Below are 16,400 nucleotides of genomic sequence, written 5' to 3' on the forward strand. Positions count from 1 at the left end.
AACATTTCAACTTTACAACTTTACATCTTTACAACCTTTAAACCTTTCAATTTTGTAATCTTCCAATCTTAGAACAAATGCTGAAAAACTATCTAAAAATCGCCTTCAGAAATATCAGGAAGAACAAGCTTTTTTCTTTCTTGAATATTGCCGGATTGTCCATAGGAATGGCGGTATGTATTATGATTATGCTTTTTGTGAATTATGAGCAGGGTTTTGATAGCATTCACACCAAGAATATTTATCGTCTGGATGAAGTACAGAATTGGGAAGGGATGGTGGCGCCTCAGAAAGTTGCTTTGTCCATGTATCCCATGGGGCCGACTTTGCTTGAGGAGTTTCCTGAAATTTTGAATTTCACAAGGGTAAGGCCAGGTGGAGAATTGAGGTTTAAAGATCAAGAAAAAGAAGCCATGCTTACAGAAACCATGTGGGCAGATTCTTCCTTTTTCCAGATTTTTGATTTCAAACTTGTAGAAGGTAACCGAGCGACAGCTCTGACTGAACCTTACAGTATTGTTTTGACTGAGAAAAGTGCTGAGAAGATTTTTGGCGAAACATCTCCCTTGGGTAAATCCCTTACGCTTTCTGAGCAAGATACTATTTCATACACCATCACTGCTGTATTGGAAGATATCCCAGAAAATTCCCATTTGAGATTTGAGGCGCTAACATCTTTCAGCAGCTATGTAGGTCCTCAAGCCATGGACAACTGGGGCGGAAATTGGCTGACTACTTATCTAGAATTAGGAGATGAAGCGAATTTGGAGGCAATGGAATCAAAGTTTCCTGCCTTTCTAGTTTCCCATATGGGAGAGGAAGGAGCAGGAGGGTATGAGCTTTTCCTTCAGCCTTTAAGTGAAGTTCATGCAGGTTCTACGGACATCACCCATGATTACATCAATTATCAGAAATTTGACGGAGCATACACAAGAATATTCTTTTACATCGCATTGATTGTACTTTTTATCGCCGGGATCAATTTTGTGAATTTATCATCTGCCAAATCTATTAGCCGCGCCATGGAGATTGGCGTAAGAAAAGCTTCAGGTGCGTCCAAACCCCAATTGTATTTACAGTTTATCGGAGAATCTATTATGATAAGCCTGATGGCTATGGTGCTGGCAGCGGTTTTGGTATCTCTTGCATTGCCGTTTCTGAATGAGTTTAGCCAGCGTCAACTTGAGTTTCCATTATTCAGAAATCCTCTTTTCCTAGTTTCAATGCTTTTGGGAGCTGTTTTGGTCGGAACCCTTTCAGGTTTATACCCTGCGCTTTATCTATCCAATTTTAATCCGGTAAAGGTTTTGAAAGGCTCTCCAGTTACTGGAAAAAGGAAGGCTGATTTTAGAAATGTATTGGTGGTGGTGCAATTTAGCTGTGCTATTTTCCTGATTATTTCCACTTTGTTTGCTTCTCGGCAAGTAAGGTTTATGCAGGAAAAAGACTTGGGATTTAAACATGAACAAGTGATTACTATTCCATTTGGGCAGCGCTTAACAGATCGATACGAGACGCTAAAGCAGGCCTTACTTGCAAGTTCGCAGGTGGAAGAAGTGACAGCTTCCGGTCAGCGACTGGGCAATAACCTCCATCAAACAGGAATAACTTTTCATGGAGTTGGGCCAGCTGTAAATCTGGCGACCTCACAAGTAGTGGTGGATCCGGACTTTTTGGATGTGTACAAGATTGAATTGATTGCAGGCCGAAACTTTAATGATACCGAAGCGGATAACGGCAATACGTACCTGATCAATGAATCACTGGCCAAAGAGCTTATTCAAAAGGATGGAGAAAATAGGGATATAGAGTCATTGATAGGATCCCAATTCGGTTTCAGCGGGATGGATTCAGCGGGGAGACTTGTGGGCATTGTCAAGGATTTCAATTTCAATTCCTTACATCATAAAATTGAAACGCTGACCATATTCAATCAACGAAATTGGGGATTTGAAGAATTGTCCGTGAAAATAAGCGGTGAGAATGTACCTGAAGCACTTGCCCAAATTGAATCTATCTGGAATACGCAGATCCCGGAACGGGAATTTGAGTACCAGTTTTTAGATGATCACTTTAAAGAATTGTATAGAGCTGATCGAACGGTAAATGCCATCGTCGGCATGCTTACGGGACTTTCCATCTTGATTTCCTGTTTGGGGCTTTTTGGATTGGTTTCATTCACCTTGGAGCAGCGTGTAAAAGAAATAGGAATCAGAAAGGTTTTGGGAGCATCCGTGGCCACTGTGGTAGCCATACTTTCCAAGGATTTTATCAAACTGGTATTGGTTGCTATTGTTTTTGCAGTTCCGATTTCCTGGTATGTAGTGGATCAGTGGATTCAGGATTTTGCCTATAGAATCGATATAGAGTGGTGGGTTTTTGCAGTTTCTGGCTTGGTGGCAATCCTTATTGCATTGGCTACGGTGAGTTCGCAAGCATTCAAAGCGGCGTTGATGAATCCAGTCAAGAGTTTGAAAAGCGAGTAGAAAAATCGCAGTCTGATTTCGCAGTGATCAAAAGCAGTTCCCCGTCTTTAATGGAGGTTACAGCTAGAATTGAATCTAAAATCAAAAAGCAGAGGAATGACCGAACCTAAAAGGTAGATTTTTAAGAAAACTCTAACTAGGTGGTTTCAATTTAAATTGAATTTCTTTTCTTGTATTTTAGAAAGTTTTTGTTGGCCTAATTTTTATTTACCCAAAATAATTTATGATCGTTCATAATAAGTTTGACTGGCGACTTGTATTAAGATTCAGCCTGAAGAATATATTATTTAGTTTAAGTATTACTGCCATTGCTGTGATTTTGCATTTTGTTTTGGGATTTGGATCCTTGCAAATGCCCATTGCTATTATTGCCACATTGGGAACAGCCCTTGCCATTATGCTTGGTTTTAGAAATGGATCCGCATACGAACGTTGGTGGGAGGCTAGAAAGATCTGGGGAGGAATAGTCAATGACAGTCGCACCTTTACACGTCAAGTGCTGTCAATGGTAAATATTAATCAGGAAACTAGTTCTGATTCTACAAAATTAAAGACCGTACAAGAAGATCTTATTTTCACTCATATCAGCTTTGTATATGCTCTTAAATTTCAATTGAGAGAAAATACCAAGGAGGAAGACTGGGAAGACAAGGTGAACAAGGATTTAAACCCTGAGACTAGGGAACTCATTACTAGTAAGTCAAATAAAGCTACGCAATTGCTAATCCAGCAAGGGCTAAAACTAAAGAAATGTAGGGATGAAGGCTTTATCGATGAAATTCGTCAAATTAATATCGATAATACACTGACCAGACTTTCTGATTGTCAAGGTAAATCAGAAAGGATAAAGCACACTCCTTTTCCAAAGGCATATGAAATATTCAATAGAATATTGCTCAATTTATTTATTCTATTTCTTCCGTTTTCACTGTTGCCAATTTTTAGTGAAATCAAAGCTTGGTGGTTGGTTTTTCCTGTTTCTGTAATGGTTTCATGGGTATTTTACGGGATACATCAGATGGGTATTCTGATGGCAAAACCTTTTGAAAATTTTCGGTGGGATGTTCCATTAGATGCTATTTGCAATACAATTGAAATTGATTTACATCAGGCGATGGAGTCAAATAAAGCTCCAGAAAAACTTCAGCCAAATGAAGATGGAATATTGATGTAAAGTTTTTTGTTCCTTATTGCCATCCCTTACTCAATTCACTCGTACAAGATCTTCGCAGCGGCATCACCCATTAATTCTTGATCATGCCCCACATTTGGAACAGTTACTAACTTCCAATTAAACTCGTACCCCAGCTGCTCAGCCAACTTTTTAGATTTTTCATAGAAATACTGGCCTTTGGCCAGTCTTCCGTTTCCTTGCAGATCTGCTGTCGGTGATTTGAGCATGGTGCCTCCGGTTTCAGTTTCATTATCATTTTCTCCAAGTAAAAGAACCAAGTTTTGCTGGAAGGAGGCTTTTAAATCCTCCTTAGAAACTTCCAGACCTTTGATACCAAAAGGAAGGTTGAGCGTAGTGTCAGGCATGGTAAAAAAGCCTGAATTCCCTGCAATTATCTGATCTGCTTTGGAATAGGGTTTTAAAATGGTGTATCGATGCAAAATCTGGCCCCCAGCAGAATGTCCAAAAATGTCATAAGTACTTTGGGCTGATCCAGTTGCTTCCTTTGCCAATTCAAAGATTCTATCAAAGTCTTCAAATAACCATGTTTCCCTATCAGGATTTATGGTAAAATTGAATATTTCCTCATTCAACTTCACTTGGTTCGTATTGGGAACAGCTTCTGCAGCTTCTTCCAGATTTAAACCAGTCATTATGCCTCCTAAATGGTAATCCTCAAAAAGATATTCATCCTCTGCGTACATCGGGGAGAGAATAAGCACATTGAATTTTTCAGATTCTGGGATCCAGGCATCCCTGTAACTGTCCCCATTTCTTCCGGCACCGGGTATGACAAGTAGAATTTTGGAGTCCTCCGAAAAATTGATGGGTTTATGATAAAAAACCTTGATCGATTTACTTTCTTTCCCTTTTCCTCCTTCTATGAGAAAGGCACCAGAGCCTTCTTGAATATCGATTTGATTTACAACTAGGTTATTTAGCTTTTCAAGTTCACTAACTTTTACCAAGGGCATATTACAATGAGGGCAGGTCCCGGGTTCGTGGAAAGTTTCACTGTCACATGTAAGGTCGCATGGAGTGCAGACGTATTCACCTGGTTTGCTTTCGCAAGAAAAAATAAGAAAAGTTATAAATAAGAGGCTAGTTAGTTTATTGGTATTCATCAATCTACGTTATTAGGCTAGAAAAAAAGATAAGAAAAATTAAGGTAATCATTTCGTTTGAATATCACCTTCCTTCCTTTTTATGATGGCCAAAATCGTGTTCTCATCTGTCATCACTAAAGATATAAAATTACGATTTTGCCCATGTTCGGACGGAATTGTTCGGTGAAATACCCTCTTCATAGTGTTTAATACCCTCTATTTGTCTGTTTTGAGGCTTTCTGTATGGCATGAAAGTAGATGGGATATTGGTGTTAGCGAGCAATTATTTCATCTGGGAATAATTTCCTCAGGATATTATATCCAATGATTTTGGAATCCTAAAAACACTACATGCATCAATAATTTTACACAATAACCTTTCATGATATGAGCCATATTGCCATCCCTATTCCGACCTTTCCTGGTAAACAGGATATTGAAATTCAAGTGATCATTAACAATGAAGTGAAATCTCTTCATTATAAAGTAGAGTTGTTTTATTGGGATGAGTGTGAAAATCCTCAAGGGCATAGAGCTGATTGTATTTCAGATATGCTTTCTCATCATGATCCAAATTGGACAGTCTATTTTATTGGAGCTCCAACAGACAAATTTGTTCCTATTACTTTTGTAAGTAAGGAAAGCAAAAAGTGGATGCAGGTCCATTAAGTCAAGCTCAATATTTATCGATTTATGAGGTAAGTTTTATTCTGAACATGCACCTTTGTATTCCTTTTGCAAAAAGGTTTTTCAAACAAAGGATAGCAAAATGCATACGATAGAACCTTACTATGGATGGAGAAACTTATATGTTGCCTCAGAAGACTCGAGGTCGCCATTTTTTGGTTATCAAAATAGCGAAGTAAGTTTTACTGATCAGATTTATAATTTTGTAATTCATCCCCAATGGGATAACATCGGTAGCGAGTCCCTGTTTTTAAAAGTATTGTATGTGGATTACGCAAATGGTTTTGCCTTTTTGGAGCTTTTTGGGGAATGGAATGATTTGATCAATAATGATATACAAACTCTGAAGAGAGATGTGGTGGAAGTGATGGTGGGAGAAGGGGTCAATAAATTTATCCTGATAGGAGAAAATCTATTGAACTTCCATACGGGTCAAGATTATGAGGATTATTACGATGAGTGGCAAGAAGATCTTGAAGAGGGTTGGATTGCAGTATTGAATATGAGAGAACATATTCTGGATGAAATGAGCAGATATGGCGTAGATCATTATTTGGTAATGGGAGGGAAGTTAAATGATCTCTCCTGGAGGACTCGTCATCCAAAACAAGTCTTTAAACAGATTGATGAACTGGTGACTAAAAGACTGGATTGGTAAAGAAAGAATTATTTTTTATGACCCAAAACCCAGAACATCTCAATTTTACCTTTGTTTTTTGCTGAGATAAGGCCTCTCTCTTCCAACTCAAAATGTTCTTTTACTACCTGATGGGTAAATGCAGAAATATTTACTCGACCTGGCGCGCTGTTTTCTTCTATTCTGGCAGCAGTGTTTACAGCATCTCCCCAGATATCGTAAACATATTTTTTATCTCCTACGACACCAGCTACCACTGTACCTGTATTGATCCCAATCCTAAAATCGAAAAATGGCAGACCTTCTGTTTCCCTGAGAACCTTATAGGCATCATTGGTTTTTTGTATTTCCAAAGCGGCAGCCACAACATCCCGAGCAGTTGCTTTGTTGCCTTTTGGGACTCCAGCTGCTGCTAAATAAGCATCCCCTATAGTCTTAATTTTCTCTAAGCCATGCTTTTGTATAATGGCATCAATCCGCTGAAAATAAGTGTCTAGTAATGCTACCAACTGATCGGGAAGCAAGCCTTCGGAAACGATGGTGAAGTTCTTAACATCGGCAAAAAGTACCGTTACATTATCATGAAGTCGAGCTTGAGTCCTACCCGTACTTTTTAACTCCTCCGCTATGTCGGCAGGAAAGATATTCAGAAGTAGATTTTCAGAACGCTCCTGTTCAAATTCTAATTCCTTTTGCTTCGCTACCAAGCTTTCTAATGCCTGTTGTTTGAGCTTCTCAAAAGTATTGGCGATTAAAAAGAAAATAGCTACAAGTCCAGCCATCGCAAAGGCTAGGAAGGGGTAATGGTATTTTTCTCTGTCGTAAGTAAATGGGAATTCATAGCCACTTACTATTAAAACAAAATAGACTATCACATAGAGGATACATAGAGCTAAAACTGCATAAGCAGTCTTTCTATTGGTAAGGAGTAAAACTATAGGGGCAGTAAGGGTAATCCAGGGAGAAACCGGAGAAGTAAATAGTCCGCCTGAATAGTAAACCAAAATGGCATTGAGCCAAATTGTATACAAACTCATCACAAAACCCAGGGTGTTGATGTGGATAAAACGAAGGAGTAATATGTTGCCAATGAAAAAGAAGACGCTGAGAATCATGGTCCAGATTCCTGTTTCGAAGCTGATGAAATAACTCATCACCCCATAAGCGGTGCCGAAGATTAAATTAAAAAGGCATGTATTAATAAAAAGTTTGTGTTTGCGCAGCAAGTCCACATCACCAGTAGGTAGTGTTGGTATCGCCCAATTGTGAATATTGCCTAAAATTTTGCTCATGCAGTTTGCAACTGTTTTCGCTTTCGATACATCAAAATAATAAATGCTATATCAAATGCCGCTACCACAAAGTAGATAACCCAAAGAAAATGGTTTTCAGGGTATTTCATGCTAAACATGACACTTATAATACCTGTACCCAAAAACTTACTCCAAGCCAGTAAAGTACTGTGCTCAGGAAAGTTTGGAACATAAAGCAAACTTAAAAAGGCAACACTCATCACAATATTGACAATATAGGCATCTAAAACACCCATTGGTAAATCATATTGGATCATGAAAAGTGAACTTAAAGGAATGCTGCCTGCCAAACCTACCAAGACTAACCATTTTATGTTTTTCTTGAAAAAAGGTGTGGTAAACTGTTTGTAACCGTATTTCAGAAGTTTGTAAACAATAAACGTGTCTAAAAGAAACCATCCCCAATAGGCGATTACCAAAGCTTTTCCCATGTCAGGTACCCAGAAAAAAGCACCCCCTATTTCATTTCCATAATTGCATACAACAGCTACGGCCGGGATGATGACTGTTTTGCTTTTAATTGCCACACGGATGATAACAATATAGGCCACAATCCATAGTAATGCTCCAGTTGTGAAAAGTACAATTTGAAGCGGAGTATAATTGCTTGTATCAAACCAGGGGTGAGGTTCCTGTATGTATTCCCAGATGGTCATTCTTAATTGTTTTTGTTGAAATTATGTATTGGAGGGCTTCGCCTTTGGTTTTTTGACAAATAGCTTGGTGATTTTACCAATGAGATTGAACAACCAATGGACGAGTTTGATAAACCAAGGAAAGTTTTCGTTCCAAGGCATACCTTTCTTAAATCGTCTTTTATCATACCATCGCAGGGGAGCAAGAAGCCAAGGTTCGTGTAGATTCCAGATTTCACATTTAGAAGCAGAAGATCCACTTCTTTCCAAAATTACATTAACGGCCCGTCTTGCCGCTTCATTGGCTCCTTCCATTGTGGCCAAATCTGTATGTGTACGAACATAATCACTGGCAAAAAAGAGGTTGTCAATGTTGCAATAAGCATCAGGACGAAGATCCCATGTTCTGGTATTATTAACCAATAATGGTTCTTTATCGACTGTTTTGAATTGGTCTTTTGAATTGCCGGGAATCAAAGTTGCCATGTATTTCCCTTTCCAGTTTTTGATCACATCTAATGAGCAATCTTTCAACTGGCTGATATCCAGTTTCTCATCTTTTTCAGTGGCAGGACTGTAATTGATGTCTCTATCCAGGTTACAGAAAACAACCATATCCGAAGTTAAAAGCGCCTTCCCATTCTCGCGAAGTCCCAAGTTGAGCTGACACCAAACTTCCTGCATAATTTCCTGTTTAGTGCATTCCTTGGCAGCTTTTCCATTATATCCAATCTGGTTCCAATCACTGATGTCAACAGAAATAATTCCTTTTACATCGCCATTTCCATATTTTGATAAGTCGACGTTTTTCCAGAATTGAGGTTGGCTGATGGCAGTCACAGCCCAAGGAGAGTCTATTACCATCATATGACCACGAGTGATTTTGACATCTTCCTTCAAATAGAACTGCATTCCCGTCATCCATTGTACATCATTGGCAAGCTCTTGAATCCCTAGTAGTTGATTGTCAGCCTTTAAGATATTTTCATTCAACAGTGGGGCCATGGCCTCCACCGGAATCGCCATGATATAATAATCACCTTTGATACTTTTGACTTCTCCACTTTCATTTTGAACAGAAATTCCGGTTATCACCGATTCTTTATCTTCATTTCCCGGTTCACAATGCACCTCTTTCAAAACCTCCCCATGATGATAATGTACACCTTCTCCAATAAGGTAATCTCGCCATGGATTGAGCCAAGCCTCATTTGTGGGGGCATTAAGTACCCTGTCTGTATGGGTGAAAGGGTTTGCCATTTGAAAAATAAGCTGCAATAAAATGTCCCCGCCAGTTCTGGTGCTAACCAATCGAGGTTTTGCAGCGACTAAGGTCCTGGTAATTCCTCCGACGAAAAATTCACGGTAAGCTTCACTTTGATCATCGGCCCCGGTAAATTCCCACCAGGCCAGCCTCTCATATTCCTGTAATCGACGCTCATAGCAACTAGTCATCAGTTGCCATATTTTGTCCATAAACATGTAAATGTCTTTTTGGGAAAGCCCTGTGTCTCCTACATTCATCTCTTCGGCGATAAGCTTCAGATCATGAAGGCTTTTTGGGAAATTGACAAGTCCAATAATGCCATTTTTCCCTTCTCTTCCCATCATTACTCTATTGGTGGATATCAGATTGTCATAAACACCCTTTTTGTTTCCCTTAAAAGGGATCCGCTTCATAGTGTCTGTCACATGTTTATAAAAACCTGGAAAAAATCGAAATCCATGTTCGCCTGGCAAGCCCAAGCGATCACCTTTTGCGGTATGTGGAATATTTGTACTCCGGGCTTTGCCTCCTACATACTCAGGTTGTCTTTCGTAAACATGCACCTCAAAACCTCTTTCTATCAGTTCATGGGCTGCGCTCATTCCGGCAACACCACCACCAGCAATAATTATTTTTTTCATAAAATGGGCTTCTAAAAAAATCTGAATTTTAGATCTTCTGGATTAAAATTCGGGGGGATTCTTTTGCTATTTATCTCAAGATAAAAGATTTCCTGTAATTCTAAGCAAGAGAGCTCTAAGTATGAAAAACGTAGTTATAGTTTTGAAAATCAGATTGGTGCATTTGAAATAGAGATCGGTCGGGCTAATAATTAGACTTGAGATCCAATTCAAGTCATATTCCAGATCTTACCTAAAAGTAGTAGGCAATCGCCATTTGAGGTTTTGCCCGAATACGAACGAAATTGTCCGAGTAAATTATGGTTCATTTCATAAAAACCTCTCTTCAACGAAACTGAGGTGCGTTTTCTATGGCATAATTGTAGAAAAAGATGTTGTGTATTTTATCCAACCATCTCATGAAAGATTCAACAATTAATTTCATCGCTTTTTCCTTCCTCCTGTTTTTTGCGTCTGTGCAGCAGGTTTCTGCTAAGGTCTTTGCTGATCCATATTTAACCAAAGAATTCACGCTTAATGGAAAAGGAAACTTGGATGTAGAAACTTCAGGAGCTAGTATAGCTGTAACAGGAGTGAGTGGAAATCAAGTGCTAGTGGAAATGTATGTCAAAAGAAATGGTAAGACAATAGAATCTTCGGACCCAGAAGTAGAAGAATTTCTTGAAGCATACGATTTGGACATTTCTAAAAGTGGTAATACCATATCCGTGAAAGTAAAAAAGAAAAGTAGTAGTATTTGGAGAAGAGGGAATAACCTAAATCTTTCTTTTAAAGTGCAGGTTCCCACTGATATCTCCTCTGATTTCCAATCTAGCGGTGGCTCTATCTCCATGAGTGGGTTAGCAGGAGATCAAAGAATTGCTACCAGTGGAGGTAGTATTAGAATAGAGAATGCATCAGGAACAGTAGTGTCAAAAAGTTCTGGAGGCTCTTTTTCTCTGAATGATTTTGATGGAGAAGTGGATATTCAAACGAGTGGTGGTTCTGTGAAAATTGATGGATTGGAAGGGGAATTGAAAATTAATACCTCCGGAGGAAGCGTGACCTTAGAAGATATTTCTGGGAGCATCGATGCCAATACCAGTGGTGGTTCTATCAGAGCAAAACTTTTGGGAGTTGATGATGATCTTTCATTCAGAAGCTCTGGTGGAAGTATTTCTGCCATTGTTCCTTCAGGCCTTGGTTTGGATTTGGATTTAAGAGGTGGTCGGGTCAATTCAAAATTTGTGAATTTCGACGGAGAAGTGAAAAAAGATATGATTGTTGGAAAAATGAACGGTGGTGGCTATTTGCTATCTATGCAGAGTTCAGGAGGAAGCATCAATCTGGAATTTATGGATTGACAATATTCCAAATTAAACCTTCAATCAATATTGAATCTCGAAAAACCATGTCTGTGATGGGTGATTTGAGAATTACCAAATCCTGAATCTCCAATTTTAAAAGATTAACTCGTTCATGTGGCGTAACAACCTTAAAATATCATTTAGAAATCTGAAAAGGCATAAGTCACTTACTGTGATCAATGTTTTCGGAATGGCTGTTGGGCTTGCAGCGTGTTTGTTGATCGGATTGTTTGTGTTTGATGAGTTGGCCTACGATCAAGGGGTCAAGGATTCGGAGCGAATTTACAGAATTGCTTTAGAGACCAGTGAAAGTAAGTGGGCAGGAACTCCTGGACCACTCGCTGAAGCGATAAAAAATGATTTTGAGGAAGTAGAAAATTCCACTCGTATCATGAAGTTTCCCGAGCTGGACCAGATGCTATTGAAAAGTGAAAGAAATGGGGAAATAACTCAGTTTTACGAATCAAAGGGTTACTACGTGGACTCCACATTTTTTAATGTGGTTGATTATCCTTTGCTAAGCGGCAGCAAAGAAAATGCACTCAATTCACCAAATTCGATTGTGCTTTCGGCTACTTTGGCAAGTAAGATATTTGGAAGTTCCGACCCCATCAATCAACCTATTTCCGTTGGTTTGCCATTTGGGGATTTTGATTATACCGTGACGGGGGTTTTTGAAGATAATGGAAGAAGATCCCATATCGATCCGAATTTCTTCCTTTCGATGGAAAATAATGACATTGGAAATGCTGTAAAAAGAATGACAAGTTGGGCTGCCAATAACATTTTTTACACTTATGTAAAGTTACAACCTTCGGCAGATCCAGATTCTTTTGAAGCCAAACTTCCTGCTTTTTTTGATAAACATGGAGCAGCAGATCTGAAGGCGATGGGAGTGGAGAAAAGCTTGTTTTTGCAGCCTTTGGAAGATATTTACCTTCACTCAAGAATAGAATACGAATTGGGTACGACTGGCAATATCACGACCTTATATGTTTTTAGTTCGGTTGCTTTCTTTATTCTTCTGATCGCATGCATCAATTTTATGAATCTTGCTACTGCGAGATCAGAAAAGCGATCCAAAGAAGTAGGAATAAGGAAATTGCTGGGAGCACAAAAGGGTGCTTTGGTTCAGCAGTTTTTGGGTGAGTCCATCATGGTGTCCTTTCTGGGATTAATTATGGCTTTTCTGATTGCCTCACTTTGCATGCCTTTTTTCAATCAATTGACAGGAAAAGAATTAGACCTATTCCAACGCACATTTCCTTTGGTTTCTATTTTCGGTTTGGCATTAGTCGCCGGGTTATTAGCTGGAACCTATCCGGCATTTTTCCTATCTGGATTTACACCTAGTTCTGTATTGAAAGGAAAATTCAAAGGGAAAGTATCTGGGGTTTCGTTGCGGCAAATATTGGTTGTGTTTCAATTTGCAATTTCTTCCTGTCTGATTTTGATGGTATTGGTGATGAAAAACCAGATGGATTTTGTTCAAAATCAAGACTTGGGATTTTCTAAAGATCAGCAATTGATTTTACCTCTTCAAAGCGAAGAAGCTGCAGGGAAATATGAGGTTTTAAAAGCAAGCTTGCTTCAGGATTCCAAGGTAAAGTCTGTAACCATTGCCACTACTTATCCCGGGGTAGAAAGCATCGAGAGCATGATGTATTATGCAGAAGGACAACCAAAGGATAATTTGGTGAACATTACCAATGCCTTCGTAGGAGATGATTTTGTAGAGACTTTGGGATTTACCCTTTTGGAAGGTAGAAGCTTTACGGAGGAATATACAGCAGACTTAAGCCAGATCATTTTGAACGAATCAGCAGTGAAAGCATTAGGTTATGAAACCTCAAATGCGGTGGGTAAAAAAGTGTTTTTTGACTGGGGAGGGGAGCAGGTGAGTTATGAAATCGCTGGTGTGGTCAAAGATTTTCATTTTCAAAGTTTGCATAAGCAAATTCAGCCTTATGCCTTTATCAACCAAAATAACGGAGGCTATCTCATTGCAAATTTTGCAGGAAATAATACTGGTGAAGTTTTGTCAAACGCCGAGTCAATCTGGAAGAAATCAGGTATCAATGAGCCTTTTGTTTATTCATTTTTAGACCAGGATTTTCAACAGAATTATGAGAAAGAAGAGCGATTCGGAAAAATGATTATTGGATTTGCCTTATTGGCAATTTTCATAGCCTGTCTGGGATTATATGGTTTGACTGCTTTTATGACGGAGCAGCGCACCAAAGAAATAGGCATCAGAAAGACCATGGGCGCAACCGATTGGAGTATCATGTCATTGCTTTCAAAGGATTTTGCCAAGACAGTGGTTCTTGCCATTTTGATTTCTATCCCTTTAAGTGTCTATCTCGCAGATTCTTGGCTTGAGAATTTTGCATTTAAGATTGAATTGAAGTGGTGGTATTTTGGGTTGACGGGATTAGCAGCATTAATGATTGCAATGATCACGGTGAGTTTTCAGTCAGTTAAAACTGCGTTGATGAATCCGGTGGATAGTTTGAAAAGCGAATAAAAGTATCAAGTAAAAATCTTGCCTGCCGAAGGTAGGCATCTAGTATTAAGAAACAAGAGTCAAAAATCAAGATCCAAGAAACAAGATCCAAGAAACAAGAGTCAAGAATCAAGATCCAAGATACAAGAGTCAAGAAACAAGAGTCAAGAAACAAGAACCAAGAGTAAAGAGTCAAGAACCAAGAAAAGAACCTTACAACCTTAGAACTATGATAAAAAACTACCTAAAAATCGCTTGGAGAAATATCAGTAGAAGCAAAGGATATTCTTTCATCAATATTGGTGGATTGGGAATCGGAATGGCTGCATCCATCTTAATCCTGATTTGGGTACAGTTTGAAGTCTCAGTCGATCGGTTCCATGAAAATTCTGACCGGATCTTTGCAGTCTGGAGGACTACCACCATTGATGGTGAACCCATGAGTTGGGATTACACACCAGCTCCTTATGCTCCTACGCTGAAAGAAGAATTTCCGGAAGTAGAGGAAATCGCCAGAATCACAGAATGGGATCCCATGATTTTGTCTGTTGGGGATAATAAGTTTTCTGAACTACCCACATTTACAGATCCCGGATTTTTTAAAATTTTCAGTTTTGAGGTTTTAGAAGGAGATCCAGTGGAAGCCATGTCTGCTCCAGATAATATTGTGTTGACCGAATCTGTAGCCAAGAAGCTTTTCGGAGAAACCTCTGCTCTTGGGAAATCAGTTACAGTCGAAGATCAGTTGGATTTTGAAGTCAAAGCGGTGATCAAAGATTTGCCTGAAAACACTTCATTCTCATTTACGGCATTTATTCCTTTCAAAAAATTGGAAGCTATGGGTTGGGTAGATGATTTTTGGGGGAATAACTCCATGAGAACCTTTGCCATGCTTACCGAGGGTGCTGACCTAGAGCTGTTTAATGAAAAGTACAGCGACTTTTCCATGAAATATGGAGGCTTAGAAGATGAGATTTCTGACTTCCTTTTTCCTGTCAAAGACTTACACCTTTATTCCAAATTTGAAAATGGTCAATCGGTAGGAGGAAAGATAGAATTGATACGGATGTTCGGAATAGTGTCTGTTCTTGTCTTGCTGATTGCAGGGATCAATTTTGTGAACTTGAGCACCGCACAAAGTGAGAAACGCGCCAAAGAAGTTGGGATTCGTAAAATTTCCGGAGCCGGCAAGAACATGCTCATTGGACAGTTTTTGGCTGAGTCTATTCTCATTGCGCTTTGCGCTTATCTAGTTTCATTAGTCATTGTTTCCATATCATTTCCATGGTTTTCCGATTTGATTGGACAGCAATTAGCTAATCCTTTTTTCCAACCGTATTTTTGGATTTTATCTTTTGCATACATCCTTTTTGTCGGGGTTTTGGCTGGAAGTTACCCTGCATTCTTGATGAGTTCCTTTAACCCAACCGTTATTTTTAAGCCAAAGATGAGTGCTAGAAGAAGCTTTGGCATCAAACCTAGAGAGGTATTGGTGGTGTTTCAATTTGCTGTGGTAGTAGCATTGATTTCCAGTGTATGGATCATTCGTGATCAGGTGGAATATGTTCAAAATAGGGATATGGGAATGAATGAAGAGAATTTGATTTTTCATCAAGTGACTGAATCGATCCGAAAAAATAAAATTCCGATGAGGAATGAGTTGCTAGCTCTCCCCGAAGTGGAAAGTGTGACTTATACTTTCTCACCATTGACAATGATTTATAGCGATACCAATATGATGGATTGGCAAGGAAAAGATCCAGATTATCGACCTACGATGTATAGGATGGGAGAGGATGCCAACTTGGTCAAAACTGCAGGAATGGAATTGATAGCTGGTCGGGACATCGACATATTTACTTATGCCAGTGATAGTATGGCAGCCATTATCAACGAAAAAACTGCTGAGATCATGGGGTTTGAAGATCCAATCGGTCAAGTGATCAATGACGATGACTTGGAATTTACAGTAGTGGGAGTGGTAAAGGATTTTATTATGGAATCTCCATTTGAAGAAATAAGACCTATCGTGGTGATGGGGCCCAAAAGAAATCTGAATTTTATTCACATTCGCTTGAAGGAAACCCAAAATATGGCAAGTTCCCTAGCAAATGTGGAACAGGTATTTGCAAAGTTTAACCCAGATTCACCTTTTGAATACAAGTTTGTAGATCAGGAGAACGAGCAAAAGTTTCAATCTCAAAAAAGGACTGCTTCTCTAACATCTTTATTTTCAGGATTAGCAGTCGTGATCTCTTGTATGGGTTTGTTTGGATTGGCAACATTCATTGCTGAGAGTAGGAAAAAAGAGATTTCAGTCCGAAAGGTGTTGGGAGCTTCAGTTACCAATTTGGTGGGATTACTTTCCTCCGAATTCAGCAAACTGGTTTTGATTTCTGTACTTATCGGGATTCCGCTTTCATGGTACTTTATGAAAAACTGGTTGGATACATTTGAATACCGAACTACCATTGATTGGAAAATCTTTTTGTTGACTGGTATTGTTACTCTCTTGATTGCGCTACTTACTGTGAGTTCTCAAGCGATCAAAGCGGCTTTGGTCAATCCTGCGAATACTTTGAAAAGCGAGTGATTTGATGTA

Annotated in this window: 11 protein-coding genes; 7 read left to right on the top strand and 4 right to left on the bottom strand. The window is 39.1% G+C overall.

Annotated elements, in window-relative coordinates; genetic code table 11:
* The first annotated feature begins 77 nt into the window (after positions 1-77).
* Together ALPR1_RS08145 and ALPR1_RS08150 are read left to right on the top strand one after the other, a co-directional pair.
* The gene (locus tag ALPR1_RS08145; protein WP_008199840.1) at positions 78-2,486 is read left to right on the top strand and encodes an ABC transporter permease; all 2,409 of its coding nucleotides are present in this window, start codon (positions 78-80) and stop codon (positions 2,484-2,486) included.
* Between the two features lie 223 nt (positions 2,487-2,709).
* Positions 2,710-3,660 carry a bestrophin family protein gene (locus tag ALPR1_RS08150; protein WP_008199842.1) on the top strand — a complete coding sequence of 317 codons (951 nt, stop codon included), beginning with the start codon at positions 2,710-2,712 and terminating at the stop codon, positions 3,658-3,660.
* A 35-nt stretch (positions 3,661-3,695) separates the two neighbouring features.
* Here the strand turns inward: ALPR1_RS08150 and ALPR1_RS08155 are convergent, their stop codons facing one another.
* Positions 3,696-4,634 (bottom strand): hypothetical protein, encoded by a 939-nt coding sequence (locus ALPR1_RS08155; protein ID WP_008199844.1) that lies wholly within the window; start codon positions 4,632-4,634, stop codon positions 3,696-3,698.
* 519 nt (positions 4,635-5,153) lie between these two features.
* On the opposite strand from ALPR1_RS08155, the gene ALPR1_RS08160 reads away from it, so the two are divergent.
* Both ALPR1_RS08160 and ALPR1_RS08165 read left to right on the top strand, forming a co-directional pair.
* Complete coding sequence (locus tag ALPR1_RS08160; RefSeq protein WP_008199846.1) at positions 5,154-5,435, top strand: hypothetical protein; 282 nt, start codon at positions 5,154-5,156, stop codon at positions 5,433-5,435.
* 100 nt (positions 5,436-5,535) lie between these two features.
* Positions 5,536-6,111 (top strand): hypothetical protein, encoded by a 576-nt coding sequence (locus ALPR1_RS08165; protein ID WP_008199848.1) that lies wholly within the window; start codon positions 5,536-5,538, stop codon positions 6,109-6,111.
* 8 nt (positions 6,112-6,119) lie between these two features.
* Here the strand turns inward: ALPR1_RS08165 and ALPR1_RS20255 are convergent, their stop codons facing one another.
* The 3 genes from ALPR1_RS20255 to ALPR1_RS08180 are packed head-to-tail and all read right to left on the bottom strand — an operon-like array spanning position 6,120 to position 9,946.
* Entirely contained in the window at positions 6,120-7,382 is a 1,263-nt protein-coding gene (locus ALPR1_RS20255) for an adenylate/guanylate cyclase domain-containing protein (RefSeq protein ID WP_008199850.1), read from the bottom strand.
* Positions 7,379-8,059: a transmembrane-type terpene cyclase gene (locus ALPR1_RS08175; RefSeq protein ID WP_008199852.1), complete on the bottom strand. Its 681-nt coding sequence runs from the start codon at positions 8,057-8,059 to the stop codon at positions 7,379-7,381. The genes ALPR1_RS20255 and ALPR1_RS08175 overlap by 4 nt, the downstream gene beginning before the upstream one ends.
* A 21-nt stretch (positions 8,060-8,080) precedes the next feature.
* Positions 8,081-9,946 (bottom strand): hydroxysqualene dehydroxylase, encoded by a 1,866-nt coding sequence (locus tag ALPR1_RS08180; protein ID WP_008199853.1) that lies wholly within the window; start codon positions 9,944-9,946, stop codon positions 8,081-8,083.
* A gap of 398 nt (positions 9,947-10,344) precedes the next feature.
* Between ALPR1_RS08180 and ALPR1_RS08185 the strand changes: the two genes are divergently transcribed.
* The 3 genes from ALPR1_RS08185 to ALPR1_RS08195 all read left to right on the top strand — a co-directional run bounded on the left by ALPR1_RS08185 (position 10,345) and on the right by ALPR1_RS08195 (position 16,391).
* Positions 10,345-11,289, top strand: a complete 945-nt coding sequence (locus ALPR1_RS08185) for a DUF4097 family beta strand repeat-containing protein (RefSeq protein ID WP_008199855.1) — start codon at positions 10,345-10,347, stop codon at positions 11,287-11,289.
* Positions 11,290-11,404: 115 nt separating this feature from the next.
* Positions 11,405-13,819, top strand: coding sequence for an ABC transporter permease (locus tag ALPR1_RS08190; RefSeq protein ID WP_008199857.1), 2,415 nt, complete (start codon positions 11,405-11,407; stop codon positions 13,817-13,819).
* 208 nt (positions 13,820-14,027) lie between these two features.
* Positions 14,028-16,391, top strand: a complete 2,364-nt coding sequence (locus tag ALPR1_RS08195) for an ABC transporter permease (protein WP_008199859.1) — start codon at positions 14,028-14,030, stop codon at positions 16,389-16,391.
* The last annotated feature ends 9 nt before the right edge of the window (positions 16,392-16,400 follow it).

The sequence above is a fragment of the Algoriphagus machipongonensis genome, from assembly GCF_000166275.1.
Lineage (GTDB): Bacteria > Bacteroidota > Bacteroidia > Cytophagales > Cyclobacteriaceae > Algoriphagus > Algoriphagus machipongonensis.

Coding starts and splice junctions, on each gene's coding strand:
- ALPR1_RS08145 (WP_008199840.1), top strand. CDS start 78: ATGCTGAAAAACTATCTAAAAATCGCCTTCAGAAATATCAGGAAGAAC.
- ALPR1_RS08150 (WP_008199842.1), top strand. CDS start 2,710: ATGATCGTTCATAATAAGTTTGACTGGCGACTTGTATTAAGATTCAGC.
- ALPR1_RS08155 (WP_008199844.1), bottom strand. CDS start 4,634: ATGCCCTTGGTAAAAGTTAGTGAACTTGAAAAGCTAAATAACCTAGTT.
- ALPR1_RS08160 (WP_008199846.1), top strand. CDS start 5,154: ATGAGCCATATTGCCATCCCTATTCCGACCTTTCCTGGTAAACAGGAT.
- ALPR1_RS08165 (WP_008199848.1), top strand. CDS start 5,536: ATGCATACGATAGAACCTTACTATGGATGGAGAAACTTATATGTTGCC.
- ALPR1_RS20255 (WP_008199850.1), bottom strand. CDS start 7,382: ATGAGCAAAATTTTAGGCAATATTCACAATTGGGCGATACCAACACTA.
- ALPR1_RS08175 (WP_008199852.1), bottom strand. CDS start 8,059: ATGACCATCTGGGAATACATACAGGAACCTCACCCCTGGTTTGATACA.
- ALPR1_RS08180 (WP_008199853.1), bottom strand. CDS start 9,946: ATGAAAAAAATAATTATTGCTGGTGGTGGTGTTGCCGGAATGAGCGCA.
- ALPR1_RS08185 (WP_008199855.1), top strand. CDS start 10,345: ATGAAAGATTCAACAATTAATTTCATCGCTTTTTCCTTCCTCCTGTTT.
- ALPR1_RS08190 (WP_008199857.1), top strand. CDS start 11,405: ATGTGGCGTAACAACCTTAAAATATCATTTAGAAATCTGAAAAGGCAT.
- ALPR1_RS08195 (WP_008199859.1), top strand. CDS start 14,028: ATGATAAAAAACTACCTAAAAATCGCTTGGAGAAATATCAGTAGAAGC.